This is a genomic window from Methylobacterium sp. J-043, from assembly GCF_022829505.1.
Taxonomy (GTDB): domain Bacteria; phylum Pseudomonadota; class Alphaproteobacteria; order Rhizobiales; family Beijerinckiaceae; genus Methylobacterium; species Methylobacterium extorquens_A.
In genome coordinates this window covers 565,388-583,327 of sequence record NZ_JAKSYB010000063.1, presented here as the reverse complement: position 1 = coordinate 583,327, position 17,940 = coordinate 565,388, and the positions used below count along the sequence as shown (strand labels likewise).

Here is a 17,940-nt window from a genome sequence, read left to right as displayed (position 1 = left end):
ATGCGCGTCCGGAGTCTCTTCGTCTCTTGCATCGCCACGCTCAGCCTCGTGACGGCGGGTTCGAGTTCCTTCATCGCCTGGCAGGAATGGCAGCGCTGGTCGCAGGCGGACGAGGCACGTCATCTCGTCGGGGTTCTGGGCGAGATGGCCCGCTTCAACGAGCGCCTCGCGCTCGAGCGCGGCTCCTACAACCAGCTCCTGCTCCTCGATACCGCCGACCAGACGCCGATCCGGCCCTCGGCCGAAGCGAACCGCAAGGCGACCGAGGTCGTCATCGGGCGGGTCATGGGTGCCGTCGCGACCATGCCGTCCGACAAGCGGACCGTGATCGAACGCGCCCTGCAGCCGGCGATCCGCCAGCTCGAGGACGCGCGCGCGGCGGCCGACAGTGAGATCGCCAAACCGCTCAAGCAGCGCGACGAGCAGGCGGCGAAGAGCTTCCAAAAAGCGATCATCGCAGTCGTCACGCAGAATGCGAAGACGCTCGGGACGGTCGAGATCGATGTGATGCGCAAGAACCCGGACATCGCCCGCGCGGTGCCGGTGATCAGCCTCGCGATGGAGTTGCGCGACGTCGGCGGCAGCCGCTCCGCCTGGTTCAGTCAGTACGCGGGGAGCAAGCAGCGCTTCCCGCCGGCCCTGGTCGTCCAGGTTCACGAGATGGACGGCCGGATCGATCAGGCTTGGCAGCGGCTGCAGCGCAGCGTGCTTCAGGTCGAAACGGAAGGCCCGATCGTCGAGGCGCTCAGGCTGGCAGAGCGCAGCTTCATCGCCGACCCGGGTAAGGTGATGGCCGCGATGTTCGCGGCCGCCCGGGATGGGACCGAGCCGCCGATGGGCCTCCCGGAGTGGCGCCCCTACACCGTCAATGCACTCCAGTCGATCCTGACCATCAGGGATGCCGCCCTGACATCGGCCCTCGCCACGGCCGACGAGACGATCGCCTCGGCGCTGCCGCGCCTTGCCGTAGCGGGTGCGACCCTGCTCTTCGTCATCCTCTGCACCTTCGGCATCGTGGTCTTCTTCACGCGCCGCGTCGTGCAGCCGCTGGCCTCGCTGGCGCGGACCATCACGCAGCTCGTGGAAGGCGCGCGCGACGTCGCGGTGCCCGGCACGGAGCGCCGCGACGAGATCGGCGAGATCGCCCGCGCGGTGGACGTCCTGAAGGCGCACGGCGCCGAGGCGGAGCGGCTGCGGGGCGAGCGCGAGGGCCTGCGGCACTCCGCCGAGGTGGAGCGGCGCCAGAGCCTGGAGCGGACGGCGGACCAGTTCGGGAACTCGGTCGGCGGCATCGTCGGCCAGGTCGCGACGGCGGCGGGTTCGTTCGAGGCCCAAGCCACGACCCTGGCCGGCACGGCCCGGGAGGCCGACCTGCGTTCGGCGGAGGCCGCCCGGCTCTCCCGCTCGGCCTCGCAGAACATCGAGGCCGTGGCCGCGGCCGCGGAGGAGCTGTCCGCTTCGATCGATCAGATCCGCGGGCAGGCGCGGGGGTCGTCCGCGGCCGCATCGGAAGCGGCTCAGCAAGCCTCCGAGACGGAAGCCAAGGTCGCCGACCTCGGCGGCGCCGCCGCGCGGATCAGCGAGGTGCTCGGCCTCATCCGCGGCGTGGCGGAGCAGACGAACCTGCTGGCGCTCAACGCCACGATCGAGGCGGCACGCGCCGGCGCGGCCGGCAAGGGCTTCGCCGTCGTCGCCGCCGAGGTGAAGGCGCTGGCCGGTCAGTCGGCCCGGGCGACCGACGAGATCGCGGCGCATATCGGCTCGGTCCGCGTGGCCACGGAGCAGACGGTGCAGGCCATGGGCAACATCACGCAGGCGATCCGGCGCGCCAACGGCATGGCGGACGCGATCGCCCACGCCATCGACGAGCAATCGACGGCGACCCAGGAGATCGCCCACAACATCTCGGCCGCCTCGCACGGCATGCGCCTGGCCACCGGCGAGATCGAATCCGTCATCGGCGCCTCCAGCGCCACGGGGCGGGCAGCGGACATGGTGCTGCAGGACGCCATCGCGCTGAACGGGCAGTCCGCCCAGCTCCAGAACTCCGTCCAGCACTTCGTCGGCTCGATCCGGGCCTGACGGGGCGGGACTGACGCGGCGGCCGGGTCCGACCCCGGCCTTATCCCCGCGCGATGATCTCGCGGATGCGCAGGCCCAGGGTCTCGACCACGAACGGCTTGGTCAGCACCGCCATGCCGGGCTCCAGATGGCCGTTGCCCACCGCCGCGTTCTCCGCGTAGCCGGTGATGAACAGCACCTTGAGGCCGGGGCGCGAGATGCGGCCCGCATCGGCCATCTGGCGGCCGTTCATGCCGCCCGGCAGCCCGACATCCGAGATCAGCAGGTCGATGCGCACGTCCGATTGCAGCACCTTGAGGCCGCTGGCGCTGTCGGCGGCCTCGATCGCGGTGTAGCCGAGATCCTCCAGCACCTCCGTCACCAGCATCCGCACCGTCGGCTCGTCATCGACCACGAGCACCGTCTCGCCCCGCCGAGCCCGGGGCGCATCGACCAGGGGACCGAGCGAATCGGGCTCCTCCGCGTCGCCGTGGAAGCGCGGCAGGTAGATGCAGACCGTCGTGCCCTCGCCGACCTCCGAATAGATCCGCACCTGCCCGCCCGTCTGCTTGGCGAAGCCGTAGATCATCGACAGTCCGAGACCGGTACCCTGTCCGGTGGGCTTGGTCGTGAAGAACGGGTCGAACGCCTTGGCCCGCACGTCCGGCGTCATGCCGGTGCCGGTATCGGTCACACAGAGCGAAAGGTACTGGCCGGGCGGAACGTCGTGCTGGTGCGCGGCGTGGGCATCGAGCCACTTGTTGGCGGTCTCGATGGTGATGCGCCCGCCCTCGGGCATCGCGTCGCGGGCGTTGATGCAGAGGTTGAGCAGCGCGTTCTCGAGCTGCGGCGGATCGACGAGGGAGGGCCAGAGCCCGGCCGCCCCCACCACCTCGATGGTGATGGTGGGACCGACCGTGCGCCGGATCAGATCCTCCATCCCCATCACCAACCGGTTCACGTCGGTGGGCCGCGGGTCGAGAGTCTGGCGGCGGGAGAAGGCGAGCAGGCGGTGCGTCAGCGCGGCGGCGCGCTTGGCCGCGCCTTGGGCGGCGCCCATGTAGCGGTCGACATCCTTGAGCCGGCCTTGGGCTATGCGAGTCTGCATCAGCTCCAGGCTGCCGGAGATGCCGGCGAGCAGATTGTTGAAGTCGTGGGCGAGGCCGCCGGTGAGCTGGCCCACCGCCTCCATCTTCTGCGCCTGGCGCAGAGCCTCCTCGGCCTCGGTGAGCGCGCGGGCCTGCGCCTTGATCGCGGTGACGTCGCGCACCGAGGCGTAGATGAGGCCCTGGCGCGGCACGGTGTTCCAGGAGAACCAGCGGTAGCCGCCGTCGCGGGCGCGGTAGCGATTCTCGAAGCCGAGCTGCATCTCGCCGCGGGCGAGGGCGGCGGCGGCCTCACGCGTCCGCTCCCGGTCGTCGGGGTGGATGAAATCGAGGAAGGGAACGGCCTTCATCTCGGCCTCGCTCCAGCCCAGCGTGGCGCTCCAGGCCGGGTTGAGGCTGACGAAGCGGCCCTCGAAATCGGCCACGGCCAGAAGGTCGCTGGAGGCCTGCCAGATCTGGTCGCGCTCGGCGGTGCGCGCGGCGACCTGCTCCTCCAGCGTCTCGTTGAGCCGGCGCAGAAGCACGATGGCCCGGTCGCGCTCGGCGGCGACGGCGCGGCGTTCCTCCACGTCGATGAGCACGCCGGGGAAGCTGAGCGGCGTGCCGTCGGGCGCGTGATCGACCCGGCCGTTGGCCTCGATCCAGTAATAGCACCCGTCCGCCCGCCGCACCCGGTATTGGTGGGCGTAGGCGCCGCCGCGGGCGACGGCTTCGCTGATCGCCTGCGCCAGATCGGCCTTGTCGTCGGGATGCACCGTCTCGACCACCTGGGCGAGGCTCAAGCCCTCGCGGCCGAGCGCCGGATCGAGGCCGAAGGCGCGGGCGAAGGCCTCGTCCACGGTGAAGCGGTCCGTGGGCAGATCCCAGAACCACGTGCCGACGATCGCGCCGGCCGAGAGCGCGAGCTGGACCCGCTCGGCGTTGATGCGGGCGAGCACCTCGCTCTCCCGCAGCCGCCGCTCGACCTCGATCCGCTCGGTCACGTCGAGTTCGGCCACCACGCCGCCGACGATGGTGCCCGCCCCGTCACGGATCGGCGCGGCGTTGTTGAGGAACAGCCGCCGCCCGCCGCCGTCGAAACGCTCGATCTCCACGAGTTCGCCGCGCACGGTCTCGCCGTTCAGCAGGGCGCGGGCCATGCCCCATTCCTCGGCGCGCAGGCGTTCGCCCGTCTCGGGCCAGAAGCCGACCCAATCGCCGTAGCCCTCCCAACTCGTGGTTTCCGGCGGGATGCCCCAGATATCGCGGTTGGCGGCGTTGTCGCGCACGATCCGCCCCTCCGCGTCGGCGATGATGACGCCGACCGGCAGCCCCTCCAGGATCGCCGTCAGGAAGGCCTCGCTGCGGCGCAGGGCCGCCTCGCTCTCCCGCTGGAGCGTCTCCGTGCGGATGCGCTTCGTCGTCTCGTTGGTGAAGATGAACAGGCCGGCGATGCGGCCCTCCCCGTCGAGCACCCGCGAGTAGGAGAAGCTCCACCACGTCTGCGCGTCGCCCCGGTCGGTGGCCAGCGTCCAGGGCAGATCCTCGAAGCGGCGGCTTTTCCCCGCGAAGGCGTCGTCGATGATCGGCTTGGCCTGATCCCAGCCGTCGGCCCAGACCCGGTCGAAGCGCTCGCCCATGGCCCAGGACAGACGAGGTCCCAGCAGCGGGAAGTAGGTGTCGTTGAAAAAGAAATGCAGGTCCGGCCCCCAGGCCAGGATCATGCTTTCGGGCGAATTCACGACGAGGCTGAGCGCCGTGCGCAGCGATTCCGGCCAGGTCTGCGGGGGGCCGAGGGGATGATCCGACCAGTCGCGCTCGGCGATCATGCGGGCGGCCTCGCCGCCGCCGGCCAGGAACGGAGGTAAGTCGGTCATGTCCGAACCGACTTACACAGGTCAAGCTCGTTCGGACAGGGCCGTTTCACGCGCCGCGATCGTTCCCCGATCACCGTCACCGAAGCGCTGCGCCCACTCGCGAACCGAGGCTCTCGCCCATTGTCTCTGCATCATCTTTTTCCGAAAGCCGGAGGCCACCTTTCGGGATGATGCTCTACGCCGCGCGTCCGCGCCGTCCCTCGACCAGCCACATCGCCAGCACGGCGGCGGCGAGCGCCACCAAGGCCCAGAGGCCGATGCCGAGGGGATAGACCTCGACGCCGCGCACCGTGGCGCTGTCGCTCGGGCGGAAGCCGATCCAGTCGGCGCCGCCGAGCCGGCCGCCGCGGGTGATCTGGAGGCGGGGCACCTCGATACCGCCGCCGGCCGCCGCTACCCGGCGCACCGTGCCGCCGGACCCGTCCGTGACGCCCTTCAGACGCTCGGTGTCGCTGAACACGTCGGCGAGTTCGCGCGGGTTGGCCGGGCCGACGCTGACGAAGGCAACGAGGTTGCCCGAGCGGATGGTGTGGAGGCCGAGGCTCTCCGCCTCGAAGGTCGCGGTGAACAGGCCGGTCTCGGCCTTCGACAGGCCCAACTCGCGCTCCTTGCCGGTCGGCCCGGTGATCGTGACGGGGCCCGCCTCCTCGGCCATGGTCTGGCGCTCGACGCGGACCTCGCGGCCCCGGCCCGTGGTCTGGGCGCGCAGGGCCTCCTCTTCGAGGGCGGGCTCCTTCATCAGCCAGTGGGCGAGGCGCCGCAGCAGATCGAGATAGGGGCCGCCCTGCTGGTAACCGCGGGCCCAGAGCCAGGCCTGATCGGACAGCATCAGGGCGACGCGGCCCTTGTCTTCGCGGGAAAGGGCCAGGAGCGGCAGGCCGTTGGCGCCCGACAGGATCGGCTGCACGCCCGGACGGGTCTGCGCCGAGACGATGCGCAGCCAGTCGCCCCAGGCCGGCGGGTTCGCCTCCGAGCCCGGCAGCGCCCGGGTGACGGGGTGGCGGTGGCCGGTCTCGGTGAGCGTCGCCTTGAACGGCTGCTCGACCACCTTCATCGAGGGATCGCCCGGCAGGATCGAGGCGAGCCGCGTGCGGGCAAGGCTCGCAGGACCGGCGAATTCCGGCCCGGCGGCGATGAGCAGCGCCCCGCCCTCGCGGACGTAGCGGGCGATGTTGTCGAAATAGGCGGACGGCAGCACGCTCTGGTTGGCGTAGCGGTCGAAGATGATGAGGTCGAAATCCTTGATCTTCTGGACGAACAGCTCGCGGGTCGGGAAGGCGATCAGCGAGAGTTCGGAGATCGGGGTGCCGTCCTGCTTCTCCGGCGGCCGGAGAATCGTGAAGTGGACGAGATCGACGGAGGCGTCCGACTTCAGGAGGTTGCGCCAAGTGCGCTCGCCCTGGTGCGGCTCGCCGGAGACGAGTAGCACCCGCAGTTTTTCGCGAATGCCTTCGATCGGGAGCACGGCGCGGTTGTTGACCGTGGTCAGCTCGCCGGGCAGCGGCTCGACCTCGATCTCGACCACGTTGGGGCCGCCATGCTCGATATGCGTGGTGAGCGAGAACGGTACGCCGGTCGCGATGCTCTGCCGGTCGATCTCCTCGCCGTCGCGGCGCACGGTGACGATGGCCGTGCCGGTGCCGCCGCGCTCCATCACCTCGCCGCGCAGGGTCACGTCCCGGCCGACGATGCCGAAGCGGGGCGCTTCCAGCATCTTGATCTGACGGTCGCGCTCGTCCGGGCGGCCGGTGACGAGAACGTGCAGCGGCGCCTTCAGCCCGAGCGCTTCGAGCGAGGCGGGGATGTCGTGCACCACGCCGTCGGTGAGCATCACCACGCCGGCGATCCGCTCCGGCGGCACGTCGGCGAGCGCCTGGGTCAGCGCCGTGAACAGCTTGGTGCCGTCATCGCCCTCCCCGCCCTGCGCGTCGCCGACCTCGATGAAGCGGGGCTCGATGTTGGCCAGCGCGCCGAAGCGGCGTTCCAGCTCAGCCTTGACCGCGTCGGTCATGGCCGGGCGGTCGCCCAAGCTTTGCGAGCCGGAACGATCGACGACGATGGCCGCCACGTCCTTCACCGGGTCGCGGTCCTCGCGCACGAGCGAGGGGTTGGCGAGCGCGGCGATGACGAGGCCGAGCGCCACCGCCCGCAACAGCGCCGTGCGCCCGCGGGCGAGGATGGCGACAACGGCGAGGATCACGGCGAAGACGCCGAAGGCCGCGAGCACCGGCCAGGGGACGAGGGGGGTGAAGCTGAGGCTCAGCATGGGCTAGGGCCTCCTGTAGCAATCGCGGAAAACTCCTCTCCCCGCGTGCGGGGAGAGGGGATGCACGGGCGGATCGGCTGGTTGGTTTGATATGTCGCCGAAGCAGAATGAGCGGCCATCACTGTCCCAACCGCTCCAGCAACGCCGGCACGTGGACCTGATCGGCCTTGTAGTTCCCGGTCAGGGTGTAGATCACGATGTTGATGCCGCCGCGGAACGCCATCTCGCGCTGGCGCTGGTCGCCGCCGGTGACGGGGTAGAGCGGCTCGCCGTTGCGGCCGACCGCCCAGGCGGCGGCGAGGTCGTTGCCGGTGATGATGAGCGGGGTGACGCCGTCACCGGCACGGGCCGGACGGCGCTCGCCGCCCTCGCCCGCCGGCGGAATCGTCTCGACCCAGGTCTGTCCGGTACTGAGCCGGCCGGGGAAGGAATCCACGAGGTAGAACGCCTTGGTGAGCACGTGATCGGCCGGCACCGGCTCCAGCTCCGGCACTTCGAGGGTGGCGAGCATCTTCCGAAGATACGCCGCCTCAGGGCTCGGCGGGCCGCCGGGGCGGGCGGTCTGGGCATCGCGGGTGTCGAAGATCACCGTGCCGCCGTTGCGCATGAAGGCGTCGATCTTGCGGATCGCCGCTTCGCTCGGCTGCGGACGGCCGGCGACGATGGGCCAGTAGATCAGCGGGTAGAAGGCGAGTTCGTCCTTTTCCGGATTCAGGCCCGCGGGCTCGTCGGGCTCCAGGGCGGTGCGGGCAGCGAGCATCTGGCTCAGGCCCGACAGGCCCGCCCGGCTCGCGGTATCGGTCGCGGCGTCGCCCGTGATGACGAAGGCGAGGCGGGTGGCCAGCGCCGACTCGATGCCGGACGGCCGGTTGGCGGGTGGTTCCTGCGCCCGTGCCGGGAGCGGGGTGCAGGCCAGCGCAAGGCCGACCAGCGCCGGCAGAAGCAAGGCGGCCGGCGCCGCCTTCCCGTGTGAACCGCGACCGAAACCGCGAAGAAATCCGCCGAGCCAGAGGCCCGCCAGGGTGTCGAGGGCCAGCAGGGCCAACGCGAGGGTGAACAGAAGCGCGCGCAGATCCAGCGTCTCGGCGCCCGCGAGCGACCCCGTGCGGGCGCCCTTAAGGCCGGCGAGGTCGAGGGGTTGGAGCCGGTCGCCGGGGGCCAGCGCGTTGACGGCGATGCCGCCCTCCGCCGTGCCGTAGAAGCCGGGCGGGTGTTCGGGGCCGGCGCGGTCGGCGAAGTCGGCCGGCACCGCGGTGGCGCCGGCCGGCGGCGAGCCCAGCGCACCGAAACCGTCGAGGGTCAGGCGCGGCGCCAGCAGCGCGGCCTTCGCCCCCCGCCCGTCGCCCTCGCCGAGCTTGGTGGACGGGCCGGCGAGCCCGACGACCCGGCGCAGCATGTCCACGAACAGGCCCGATAGCGGCAGGTTCGACCACGTCGTGTCGGCGGTCACGTGAAACAGTACCACGAGCCCCTGCCCCCGCTTGCTCGCCGTGACGATCGGCGTGCCGTCCTGAAGCGCCGCCCAGGTCTTGCCCGGCAGGTCGCCGTCGGGCTCGGCGAGGATCTGGCGGCGCACGCCGATATCGGCGGGCGGGTTCAGCCCGGCAAAGGGGCTCTCGGAGGCGAACGCCGCGAGCGTGCGCGGCCGGTCCCAGGAGAGGGTGCCGCCGAGGGATCGCCCGCCTCGGCGCAGACGCACCGGCACGAGCGGGTCGTTGCCGGCCGCGAGCCGGGGGCCGGCAAAGCGCAGCAACAGCCCGCCCTCGTCCACGAACTGCTCGACCCGCGCGAGCGTGCGCTCGTCCAGCGCGCCGACATCGGCGAGCGCCAGCACCGAGACCTGATTGTCGAGCATCTGGCCGATGGATTCCGCCGTGCCCTGGCCGCCGCGGGGCTGCTGCACATCGGCAAAGGGGTTCAACGCCTTGGCGAGGTAGTAGGTCGGCGCGAGCAGCGGCTGGGCCTGATCGAGCGTGCCGCCGAAGACGAGGCCGACCCGGCGGCGCTTGCCGCGCTCGTCCATCAGCACCACGGCGCCGGCCGAGCGCTCGCCCTCGATCTCGAGGCGGGCGATGGCGTTGCGCAGCTCGACCGGCAGGTCGAAGCTGACGCGGGTTTCGCGCGCCTCCGGCTCCAGGGTGAAGCGGCTCTCGGCGAGCGGCAGGCCCTTCTGGTCGAGTGCCCGCACCAGCCCGGCATCGCGGCCGTTGCCTTCCGCACGCAGGACCTGGGCCGAGAGCTTTTCGCCGGGCTGCACGGGGGAGCCTTCGAGCGCCAGCGCCGGGGATCGCTCAGCCTTCAGCACGGTCACGGCGCTGCCGTGGCGGCCCGCCATCTCGCCGAGGGATGCCGCGAAATCGGCCTCGCCGACGCCGCGCACCCCGTCGCTGATCCAGACGATCGAGGCGCGGGGCACCCGTTCCAGGAAGGTGCCGATCGAGGCCAGATGCGCCCCGCGGTCACCGAGATGCGGGCGCGGCTGGATCGCGCGCAAACGCTCCAAGGCAGCGGCCGGGACCTTCGCCTCGAACGGCGCGGGGGGCTCGGCGCTGGCGACCAGCGCCACCGGGCGGCCGTCACGGGCGGCGGCCTCGATCTCGTCGGTCGCCGCGCGCAGGCGGTCGCGCCAATCGTGGGCGGCGACGACCCCGTTGTCGAGGATGAGGAGCAGGGGTTCTCGCCCCGCAGCGGCGCCGATACCGCCGGGATTCCACACCGGCCCGGCCACCGCGAGGATGAGGCAGGCGGCGGCCAGAATCCGCAGCATCAGGAGCCAGGGCGGTGTGCGGGCCGGCGTCTCGCGCTTGGGCAGCAGGTCCGCCATCAGCGCCAGCGGCGGGAAGTGGATGCGCTGGGGGCGCGGCGGCGTGACCCGCAGCAGGATCCACAGGGCCGGCAGCGCAACGAGGGCGGCCAGCGCGAGGGGGGCGGCGAAGGTGAGCGGAACTCCGAACAATGCGCTTCGCCTTTCAGCCGAGGCCGCGCGCGGCGGCGACGAGGGTCAGCAGCCGCAGGGCCGCCTCGCTCGCGGGCCGGTCGGTCCGGTGGATCGTCAGCGTCCAGCCCCGCTGCCGGGCGATCTCGGACAGGCCGTCGCGATGCGCCGCGATGCGGGTGCGATAGGCCTCGCCCCAGGCGCTCGCCTCGCCGATATCGAGGCTGAGACCACCCTCGGGATCGTGCAGCACCGCTTGCCCCGTGAAGGGGAAGGTTTCCTCCACCGGATCGGCCACCAGCACGAGATGGCCGTGGGTGCCGCGCGCCGAAATCGTCTGCACGGCGCCGCGCACCCGATCCAGCGGCGTGAGGAAATCGCTGACCAGCACAACTTCGTCGAACCGGCCGGGCGTCGCGGCCGGCGGCAGATCCTGGGTCAGGCCGGAGCGGTCGTTGACGAGCGCCTGGGCGAGGCGCTCGACGATGCCGCGCGCAGCGCTGGAACGAGTGAGCCCGAGCAGGCCGACGCGCTCGCCGCCCTCGACGAAGGTGTCGGCCAGCGCCAACCCCAGCACCAGCGCCCGCTCGATCTTCGATGTCTGGGCGAGATCCGAGGCGAAGCCCATGGAGGCGGAGCGGTCGATCCAGATCCAGATGTTGTGGGCGGCCTCCCACTCGCGCTCGCGCACGTAGAGCCGGTCATCGCGGGCGGAGCGGCGCCAGTCGACGCGCGCCGCTGCCTCGCCGGGCACGAAGGGGCGGAACTGCCAGAAGCTCTCGCCCGGCCCGGCGCGGCGGCGCCCGTGCAGGCCGTGCGCCAGGGTGCCGGAGACGCGCCGCGATTCGAGCACGAGACGCGGCATCACCTCGGCGAGCGCCAGGGCGCTGCCGGTCTCGGGGCCGCCGGGGCGGCGGCTCTCGGCCTCGACGAGCCGGGTGGAGGTCATCCGCGGCGGGCTCAGAGCTTCGCGGCGAGCTGGCCGATCAGGCCGGTCACCGTCTCGCCGTCGGCGCGTGCCGCGAAGGTCACCGCCATGCGGTGCTTGAGCACCGGCTCGGCCAAAGCCTTCACGTCGGCGACGGAGGGGGCGACCCGGCCCTCGATCAGCGCGCGGGCGCGCACGGCCAGCGTCAGCGCCTGGCTCGCACGCGGGCCCGGCCCCCACAGCAGCTTCTTGCCAACCGCCGGATCGCCGCCCTCGGGACGGGCCGAGCGCACAAGGTCGAGAATGGCATCGACCACGGCGTCCCCCACCGGCAGGCGCCGCACGAGGCGTTGCGCCGTAAGCAACTGCTCGGTGGTCATCACGGTCTTGGCCCGCGCATCCTCGACGCCGGTGGTCTCGATCAGGATGCGGCGCTCGGCGGCACGGTCGGGGTAGCCGACATCGATCTCCAGCAGGAATCGGTCGAGCTGCGCCTCGGGCAGCGGGTAGGTGCCCTCCTGCTCGATCGGGTTCTGCGTCGCCAGAACGTGGAAGGGGCGCGGCAGGTCGTGGCGCTCGCCCGCCACCGAGACGAAATGCTCCTGCATCGCCTGGAGCAAGGCCGATTGCGTGCGCGGGCTGGCGCGGTTGATCTCGTCGGCCATCAGGAGCTGGGTGAAGACCGGCCCCTTCACGAAGCGGAAGGAGCGGCGGCGCTCGGCATCCTCGTCGAGGATCTCGGTGCCGAGGATGTCGGAGGGCATCAGGTCCGGCGTGAACTGGACGCGACGGGCATCCAACCCGAGCACGGTGCCCAACGTCTCGACCAGCTTGGTCTTGGCCAGACCCGGCAGGCCGACGAGGAGGCCGTGGCCGCCGGCCAGGATCGTGACCAGCGCCAGATCGACGATCTTCTCCTGCCCGAAGATGACCCCGTGGATCGCCTCCCGCGCCTGCTCGATCGCCGCGAGGCAGGTCTCGGCGGTGGCGACGATCCCGTCGTCGAGGCTCGTCGTGCTGGCCGATCCGGCGCCCTGTGCCATGAAGTGAACCTTGCGATGGCCGGGCGCGGAGGCCCGGAAAGTGCGGAGTCTGGCGCCGAACGCGGGCCGAACGCAAGCGCGGCGCTGCCGCGCGGCAGATCGGCACTATATGGGCGCTCCAGAACCGGCGGGCAGGACGCCCGCGACATCGTGCATCGCGGGCGGACAGCGCCCGCCCCGAGGAAGGCGAGACCGGATGACGGACGAGGAGCGCGCGGCCTTTCCCGAGGGGTGGGAGGCTTTCACCGATCCGGGCTTCATCGCCCATGTCGGGCCGGTCTATCACCGGACGGCCGAGGGCACGAAGGCGTTCGCCTTTCAAACCGACGAGCGGCACGGCAACCTCGTCGGCATCGTCCATGGCGGCATGCTGCTCACCTTCGCCGACCGGGCCCTCAGCATCGCGGTGCGTGACGCCTGCGACGGCGCGCGCGCCGTGACCATCGAGATGCAGAGCCAGTTCGTCGGCGCGGCGCAGATCGGCGACCTGATCGAGACGGTGCCGGAGATCGTGCGCAAGACCTCGTCCCTGGTCTTCGTGCGCGGTACCCTCACCAGCGGCGGTCGCCCGCTGGCGGCGGTGACGGGAATCTGGAAGGTTCTGCGGGACAAGCCCGGCGACAAGTCATGACCCAGAGCACACCCGACGATCCGGCTCTCGCCCGCCTCGGCGCCGCCCTCGGCGAAATCGGCCAACGTGGCCTGCCGCCGGTGGAGCGCTGGAATCCGGAGCATTGCGGCACGATCGACATCCGCATCGCCGCCGACGGCACGTGGTTCCACGACGGCTCGGCGATCCGGCGCACGAAGCTGGTCAAGCTCTTCGCCTCGATCCTGCGCAAGGAGCCCGACGGCTCGACCGTGCTCGTCACACCGGCCGAGCGGGTCCGCATCACCGTCGAGGACGCGGCATTCGCGGCCGTGGAGATGGCGGTGGAGGGCGAGGGCGAAGGCCGCCGCATCGCCTTCCGCACCAACGTGGACGACCTCGTACCGGCCAATGCCGAGCATCGCTTGCGCTTCGAGGACGGAGCGGAGGGCCTCAAGCCCTATCTCCATGTGCGCCGCGATCTCTGGGCTCGGGTGAGCCGCCCCCTCACCTACGATCTCGTCGCGATGGGCGAGGAGCGCGAGATCGACGGGCAGCGGTGGTTCGGGCTCTGGGCCGGCGGCCATTTCCACCGCATCGCCCCGGCAGCGGCGGCGTGAGGCTGGCCGATGCGGCGGCCGGCTCCGCGCCTGCGGAGGATTTCAGTCTCGACGCTTTCCTCGCTCGGGCGGAAACCCGCCTGAGCCCCATGCCGCCGGGGCCGGGCGTGCCGTTGTCGAACCCGCGCGGCGACCACGACCTCCAGCCGGAGGGCTTCGCCCTCGCACCGGCCACGCCGCACCGGCCCGCCGCCGTGCTGGTGCCGGTGATCGACCGGCCGGACGGCGTGACGCTGCTGTTCACGCAGCGGGCGGCACATCTGCGCGACCATTCGGGGCAGGTCGCCTTCCCCGGCGGCAAGGTCGATCCGGAGGACACCTCCCCGGTCGACACGGCTTTGCGCGAGGCCTGGGAGGAGATCGGCCTGGAGAGCGACGCCGTGCGCCCGCTCGGCTATCTCGATCCCTATCTCTCCGGCACCGGCTTCCTCGTGGTGCCCGTGGTCGGCCTCGTGGCGCGCGAGGCCGTGCTGCGGCCGAACCCGGCAGAGGTGGCGGCCGTATTCGAAGCGCCGCTCGCCTTCCTCATGGACCCGGCGCGGCATCTCGTCCGTTCGGCGGAATGGAAGGGCCGGACGCGCTACTTCTACGCCATCCCCTTCGCCGAGCACCTGATCTGGGGCGTCACGGCGGGGATCGTGCACAACCTCCAAGAACATCTCTATCCCTGACCGTCTTGATCCCTGATCGCCTCGACGCTTGACGGGTGCCCCACGGCCCCTCGCAGATTGCGCCCTCCATGCTCCGCCTCGTCCTTCAGGAAATCCTCCTGTTCTCCCTGCCCTTCCTGGCCTTCGCGGGCTGGCTGCTGTTCGCCCGGCGCTCGCCGCTCGACCATGCCGAGTGGAAGCCGCACTGGACTCGGCTGATCCTGGCTGGGCTGTTCATCGTCATCGCCTCCCTCGTCACGGTCGGACTGACCGGACAGGACATGAAGGACGGCTACGAGCTGCCGCGCCTCGAGAACGGCCGTTTGGTGCCGGGCCATTTCCGGTGATTGCCGGCACGCTGCCTCCGCCGCTCGTCGCCGACGGCCCCGCCCGCCTCCTGGCGCGGCCGGGCGTGCAAGCCTGCCTCGCGGCCCTCGATGCACCGGACGAGGAAACGCGCCTCGTCGGCGGCTGCGTGCGCGACGCGCTGCTGGGCGCGAACGTCGCCGACATCGACCTTGCCACCACGCTGCGGCCCGAGGCCGTGATGGCCTGCGCCCGCGCCGCCGGGATCAAGGCGGTGCCGACGGGGATCGAGCACGGTACGGTCACCCTCGTCGTCGGCGGCGAGCCGCACGAGGTGACGACCCTGCGCGAGGACGTGGAGACCGACGGGCGCCACGCGGTGGTGCGCTTCGGCCGCGACTTCGTTCGCGATGCCGAGCGGCGCGACTTCACCATCAACGCGCTCTCGCTCGATGCAGCGGGACGCCTGCACGACACGACCGGGGGGATCGCCGACCTCGCCGCCGGACGGGTGCGCTTCATTGGCGACGCCGCGACCCGCCTGCGCGAGGACGCCTTGCGGCTCCTGCGCTTCTTCCGCTTTCACGCCCGCTACGGCAGCGGTGCGCCGGATGCGGAAGGGCTCGCCGCCGCCATCGCCGCGCGTGACAGTCTCGACCGGCTCTCGCGGGAGCGGGTGCGCGCCGAATTCCTGAAGCTGCTGCTGGCGCCCCGCGCCGTCGCGGCCGTGTCGATCTTGAGCGAGACCGGCCTGCTCCCCCGTATCCTCGGCGGCGTCGGCGAACTCGGCCGCCTCACCCGCAGCGTGGCGGCCGAGCCGCGCCTCGACGCCACGGCCCGCTTCGCCGCGCTCGCCGTGCGCACGAGCGAGGACGCGGACCGGCTCCAGGCAAGCCTTCGCCTGTCGCGGGCCGAGCATGCGCGCCTCACCGGCTACGCCGCGGTCCTCGCGGCCCTGCACGACCGGCCGGGAATCGAGGCCGATGCGGTGCCGGCTCTCGTCGCCACCCACGGCGCCGGGCCCTTACGTGAGCTGCTGATCGCCCTCGACGGCGAGCCGCGCCCGCGCGTGACGCAGGAGGCCCGCGCCGTGCTCGACCGGATGGACGCCGCCGGCACGCGCCCCGTCCTCCCGGTGACGGGCGCCGACCTCGTGGCACGCGGCGTAGCACCGGGCCGGGCGGTCGGCGCGGGGTTGCGGGCTGCCCGGGACCTCTGGCTCGCCAGCGGCTGCCTGGACGATGCCGAGGCACGCGAGCGATTGATCGCTCGGGCTCTGGAGGCGGCGGCCGCTCCGTAGACCGCTACCTCGGCAGCGTCCGCGCACACAAACCCGCGCAAACAACAAAAAAGGCGCCGGTTTCCCAGCGCCTTCCGAAAGCCGAAGCTCTGACGAAAATCAGCGGTTCAGCGTGTTCTTGGCTTCCTGCATCTGAACGATCTGGGCGTTCAGCGCCTCGCGCTTGTCGTAATCCTGGGTCGCGTCGCGGGCCAGTTCCGCCGCCTCGATCTCTTTGTCGATCATGGCGGGGGTGACCTCCTCGATCGGCGCGGCGCGCTCGGCGAGCACCGTCACGCTCTTCGGGCCGATATCGGCGAAGCCGCCCTGCACGTAGATGCGCTTGCCGCTGCCGGTCGTCTCCGTGACGGTGATGACGCCGACCTTGAGGGTGGTCAGCACCGGGGCGTGGCCCGGCAGCACGGTCATCTCGCCCTCGGCGCCGGGAAGCTGCACGGCCTCGACTTCGCCGGAATACAGCGTCCGCTCGGGGCCGACGAAATCGAAGTGGAAGGTGGCCATCGTCAATCAGGTCCCGAGGTTTGATGTCAGCGCCGGCTGCGGTCGGCGACGAAGCCTGCTCCGAAGCCGACGACGGCGCCGATCAGGGCGAACAGCCCGACATGCTGGAGCTGGCCGGTGGTCAGCTCCCCGCCGCGGGCGCCCACCGCCGAGTCCTTGTCCTGGATCTCGACGCTGAGCGGGCCGAGCTTGAGCTCGGCGGCCTGCGGCCGGGTCAGGTAGCCGACGAGGCCCCCGACCACGATGCCGACGAGAAGGAGAACGACCTTGGCGTTCATGACCGTTCCCTTGCTCGGGCCTTAGGCGGCCGCGAGCTTCTTGGCCTTTTCCTGGGCGTCCTCGATCGTGCCGACCATGTAGAACGCCGCCTCGGGCAGGTCGTCGTACTTGCCTTCGACGAGGCCCTTGAAGCCCTTGATGGTGTCTTCCAGCGGCACCTGGATGCCCGGCGAGCCGGTGAAGATCTCGGCCACCGAGAAGGGCTGCGAGAAGAAGCGCTCGATCTTGCGGGCGCGGGCCACCGTCAGCTTGTCCTCTTCCGACAGCTCGTCCATCCCGAGGATGGCGATGATGTCCTGAAGCGACTTGTAGCGCTGCAGAGTCTGCTGGACCTTACGGGCGACTTCGTAGTGCTCTTCGCCGAGGATGGCGGGCGACAGCATGCGCGAGGTCGAGTCGAGCGGATCGACGGCGGGGTAGATGCCCTTCTCGGCGATCGAACGCGACAGCGTCGTGGTCGCGTCCAAGTGGGCGAAGGAGGCGGCAGGCGCCGGGTCGGTCAGGTCGTCGGCCGGCACGTAGATCGCCTGCACCGAGGTGATCGAGCCCTTGGTCGTGGTGGTGATGCGCTCCTGCAGCGCGCCCATGTCGGTGGAGAGCGTCGGCTGATAGCCCACCGCCGAGGGGATGCGGCCGAGCAGCGCCGAAACCTCGGAACCGGCCTGGGTGAAGCGGAAGATGTTGTCCACGAAGAACAGCACGTCCTGGCCCTGGTCGCGGAAGTCCTCGGCGATGGTGAGGCCGGTCAGCGCGACGCGCGAGCGGGCGCCGGGGGACTCGTTCATCTGGCCGTAGACCAGCGCGCACTTGGAGCCCTCGGCCGAGCCGCCGTTCTCCTTGGGGTTCTTGTTGACGTTGGACTCGATCATCTCGTGGTAGAGATCGTTGCCCTCACGGGTGCGCTCGCCGACGCCGGCGAAGACCGAGTAGCCCGAGTGCACCTTGGCGATGTTGTTGATCAGCTCCATGATCAGCACGGTCTTGCCGACGCCGGCGCCGCCGAACAGGCCGATCTTGCCGCCCTTGGCGTAGGGGGCGAGCAGGTCAACGACCTTGATGCCGGTCACCAGGATCTGCGACTCGGTCGACTGATCGGTGTAGGGCGGGGCGGACTGGTGGATGGCGCGCAGGGTGTCCGACTGGATCGGGCCGGCCTCGTCGATCGGCTCGCCGATGACGTTCATGATGCGGCCGAGGGTGTTGTGGCCGACCGGCACCTTGATCGGCGCGCCGGTGTCGCGGACTTCCTGGCCGCGGACGAGACCCTCGGAGGTGTCCATCGCGATGCAGCGGACGGTGTTCTCACCGAGCTGCTGAGCGACTTCGAGAACGAGGCGGCTGCCCTGGTTCCGGGTCTCGAGCGCGTTCAGGATTTCCGGCAGGTGGTCTTCGAACTGCACGTCCACGACGGGGCCGATGACCTGGGTGATCTTGCCCTTGGCGCCGGTCGTCTGCAGGGGGGAAGCGGTGTTCGCCATTGCGATGATTCCTTTATGCGGC

The 17,940-nt window shown here is 71.2% G+C and carries 14 protein-coding genes; 6 read left to right on the top strand and 8 right to left on the bottom strand.

Annotation, left to right across the window (positions count from 1 at the left end):
• Positions 1–2,082, top strand: coding sequence for a methyl-accepting chemotaxis protein (locus MKK50_RS20710; RefSeq protein ID WP_499024996.1), 2,082 nt, complete (start codon positions 1–3; stop codon positions 2,080–2,082).
• 40 nt (positions 2,083–2,122) lie between these two features.
• On the opposite strand, the gene MKK50_RS20705 is transcribed toward MKK50_RS20710, so the two are convergent.
• From MKK50_RS20705 to MKK50_RS20685, 5 genes are all read right to left on the bottom strand, one after another.
• Positions 2,123–5,023: a PAS domain S-box protein gene (locus MKK50_RS20705; protein WP_253373595.1), complete on the bottom strand. Its 2,901-nt coding sequence runs from the start codon at positions 5,021–5,023 to the stop codon at positions 2,123–2,125.
• A 175-nt stretch (positions 5,024–5,198) separates the two neighbouring features.
• On the bottom strand, positions 5,199–7,289 hold the full coding sequence (locus tag MKK50_RS20700) for a hypothetical protein (RefSeq protein ID WP_499024995.1): 2,091 nt from the start codon (positions 7,287–7,289) through the stop codon (positions 5,199–5,201).
• Between the two features lie 118 nt (positions 7,290–7,407).
• The gene (locus tag MKK50_RS20695) at positions 7,408–10,245 is read right to left on the bottom strand and encodes a DUF4159 domain-containing protein (RefSeq protein WP_499024992.1); all 2,838 of its coding nucleotides are present in this window, start codon (positions 10,243–10,245) and stop codon (positions 7,408–7,410) included.
• Between the two features lie 13 nt (positions 10,246–10,258).
• A complete protein-coding gene (locus MKK50_RS20690) occupies positions 10,259–11,173 on the bottom strand; it encodes a DUF58 domain-containing protein (RefSeq protein ID WP_499024990.1) in 915 nt (304 codons plus the stop codon).
• A gap of 11 nt (positions 11,174–11,184) precedes the next feature.
• Positions 11,185–12,195, bottom strand: coding sequence for an AAA family ATPase (locus MKK50_RS20685; protein WP_253373590.1), 1,011 nt, complete (start codon positions 12,193–12,195; stop codon positions 11,185–11,187).
• Between the two features lie 196 nt (positions 12,196–12,391).
• Between MKK50_RS20685 and MKK50_RS20680 the strand changes: the two genes are divergently transcribed.
• The 5 genes from MKK50_RS20680 to MKK50_RS20660 all read left to right on the top strand — a co-directional run bounded on the left by MKK50_RS20680 (position 12,392) and on the right by MKK50_RS20660 (position 15,660).
• Complete coding sequence (locus tag MKK50_RS20680) at positions 12,392–12,826, top strand: PaaI family thioesterase (protein ID WP_253373589.1); 435 nt, start codon at positions 12,392–12,394, stop codon at positions 12,824–12,826.
• Entirely contained in the window at positions 12,823–13,404 is a 582-nt protein-coding gene (locus MKK50_RS20675; protein ID WP_499024988.1) for a DUF1285 domain-containing protein, read from the top strand. Before MKK50_RS20680 ends, MKK50_RS20675 begins: the two co-directional genes overlap by 4 nt.
• Positions 13,405–13,493: 89 nt before the next feature.
• Complete coding sequence (locus MKK50_RS20670) at positions 13,494–14,075, top strand: CoA pyrophosphatase (RefSeq protein WP_253374110.1); 582 nt, start codon at positions 13,494–13,496, stop codon at positions 14,073–14,075.
• Between the two features lie 68 nt (positions 14,076–14,143).
• On the top strand, positions 14,144–14,401 hold the full coding sequence (locus tag MKK50_RS20665) for a DUF6111 family protein (protein ID WP_253373587.1): 258 nt from the start codon (positions 14,144–14,146) through the stop codon (positions 14,399–14,401).
• Positions 14,398–15,660, top strand: a complete 1,263-nt coding sequence (locus MKK50_RS20660; RefSeq protein WP_499024986.1) for a CCA tRNA nucleotidyltransferase — start codon at positions 14,398–14,400, stop codon at positions 15,658–15,660. Before MKK50_RS20665 ends, MKK50_RS20660 begins: the two co-directional genes overlap by 4 nt.
• A gap of 99 nt (positions 15,661–15,759) precedes the next feature.
• Here the strand turns inward: MKK50_RS20660 and MKK50_RS20655 are convergent, their stop codons facing one another.
• Genes MKK50_RS20655 through atpD form a run of 3 tightly spaced genes read right to left on the bottom strand, consistent with a single transcriptional unit; the run spans position 15,760 to position 17,918 of the window.
• Positions 15,760–16,161, bottom strand: coding sequence for a F0F1 ATP synthase subunit epsilon (locus tag MKK50_RS20655; protein ID WP_499024984.1), 402 nt, complete (start codon positions 16,159–16,161; stop codon positions 15,760–15,762).
• A gap of 26 nt (positions 16,162–16,187) precedes the next feature.
• Positions 16,188–16,439, bottom strand: coding sequence for a hypothetical protein (locus tag MKK50_RS20650; RefSeq protein ID WP_253373584.1), 252 nt, complete (start codon positions 16,437–16,439; stop codon positions 16,188–16,190).
• 21 nt (positions 16,440–16,460) lie between these two features.
• Positions 16,461–17,918 (bottom strand): F0F1 ATP synthase subunit beta, encoded by a 1,458-nt coding sequence (gene atpD, locus MKK50_RS20645; RefSeq protein WP_499024981.1) that lies wholly within the window; start codon positions 17,916–17,918, stop codon positions 16,461–16,463.
• Positions 17,919–17,940: the final 22 nt, after the last annotated feature.

Excerpts from the sequence above, each read along its gene's own strand:
- MKK50_RS20690 (WP_499024990.1), bottom strand. The coding sequence starts at position 11,173 with ATGACCTCCACCCGGCTCGTCGAGGCCGAGAGCCGCCGCCCCGGCGGC.
- MKK50_RS20700 (WP_499024995.1), bottom strand. The coding sequence starts at position 7,289 with ATGCTGAGCCTCAGCTTCACCCCCCTCGTCCCCTGGCCGGTGCTCGCG.
- MKK50_RS20680 (WP_253373589.1), top strand. The coding sequence starts at position 12,392 with ATGACGGACGAGGAGCGCGCGGCCTTTCCCGAGGGGTGGGAGGCTTTC.
- MKK50_RS20670 (WP_253374110.1), top strand. The coding sequence starts at position 13,494 with ATGCCGCCGGGGCCGGGCGTGCCGTTGTCGAACCCGCGCGGCGACCAC.
- MKK50_RS20655 (WP_499024984.1), bottom strand. The coding sequence starts at position 16,161 with ATGGCCACCTTCCACTTCGATTTCGTCGGCCCCGAGCGGACGCTGTAT.
- MKK50_RS20685 (WP_253373590.1), bottom strand. The coding sequence starts at position 12,195 with ATGGCACAGGGCGCCGGATCGGCCAGCACGACGAGCCTCGACGACGGG.
- MKK50_RS20710 (WP_499024996.1), top strand. The coding sequence starts at position 1 with ATGCGCGTCCGGAGTCTCTTCGTCTCTTGCATCGCCACGCTCAGCCTC.
- MKK50_RS20675 (WP_499024988.1), top strand. The coding sequence starts at position 12,823 with ATGACCCAGAGCACACCCGACGATCCGGCTCTCGCCCGCCTCGGCGCC.
- MKK50_RS20705 (WP_253373595.1), bottom strand. The coding sequence starts at position 5,023 with ATGACCGACTTACCTCCGTTCCTGGCCGGCGGCGGCGAGGCCGCCCGC.
- MKK50_RS20665 (WP_253373587.1), top strand. The coding sequence starts at position 14,144 with ATGCTCCGCCTCGTCCTTCAGGAAATCCTCCTGTTCTCCCTGCCCTTC.
- MKK50_RS20650 (WP_253373584.1), bottom strand. The coding sequence starts at position 16,439 with ATGAACGCCAAGGTCGTTCTCCTTCTCGTCGGCATCGTGGTCGGGGGC.
- atpD (WP_499024981.1), bottom strand. The coding sequence starts at position 17,918 with ATGGCGAACACCGCTTCCCCCCTGCAGACGACCGGCGCCAAGGGCAAG.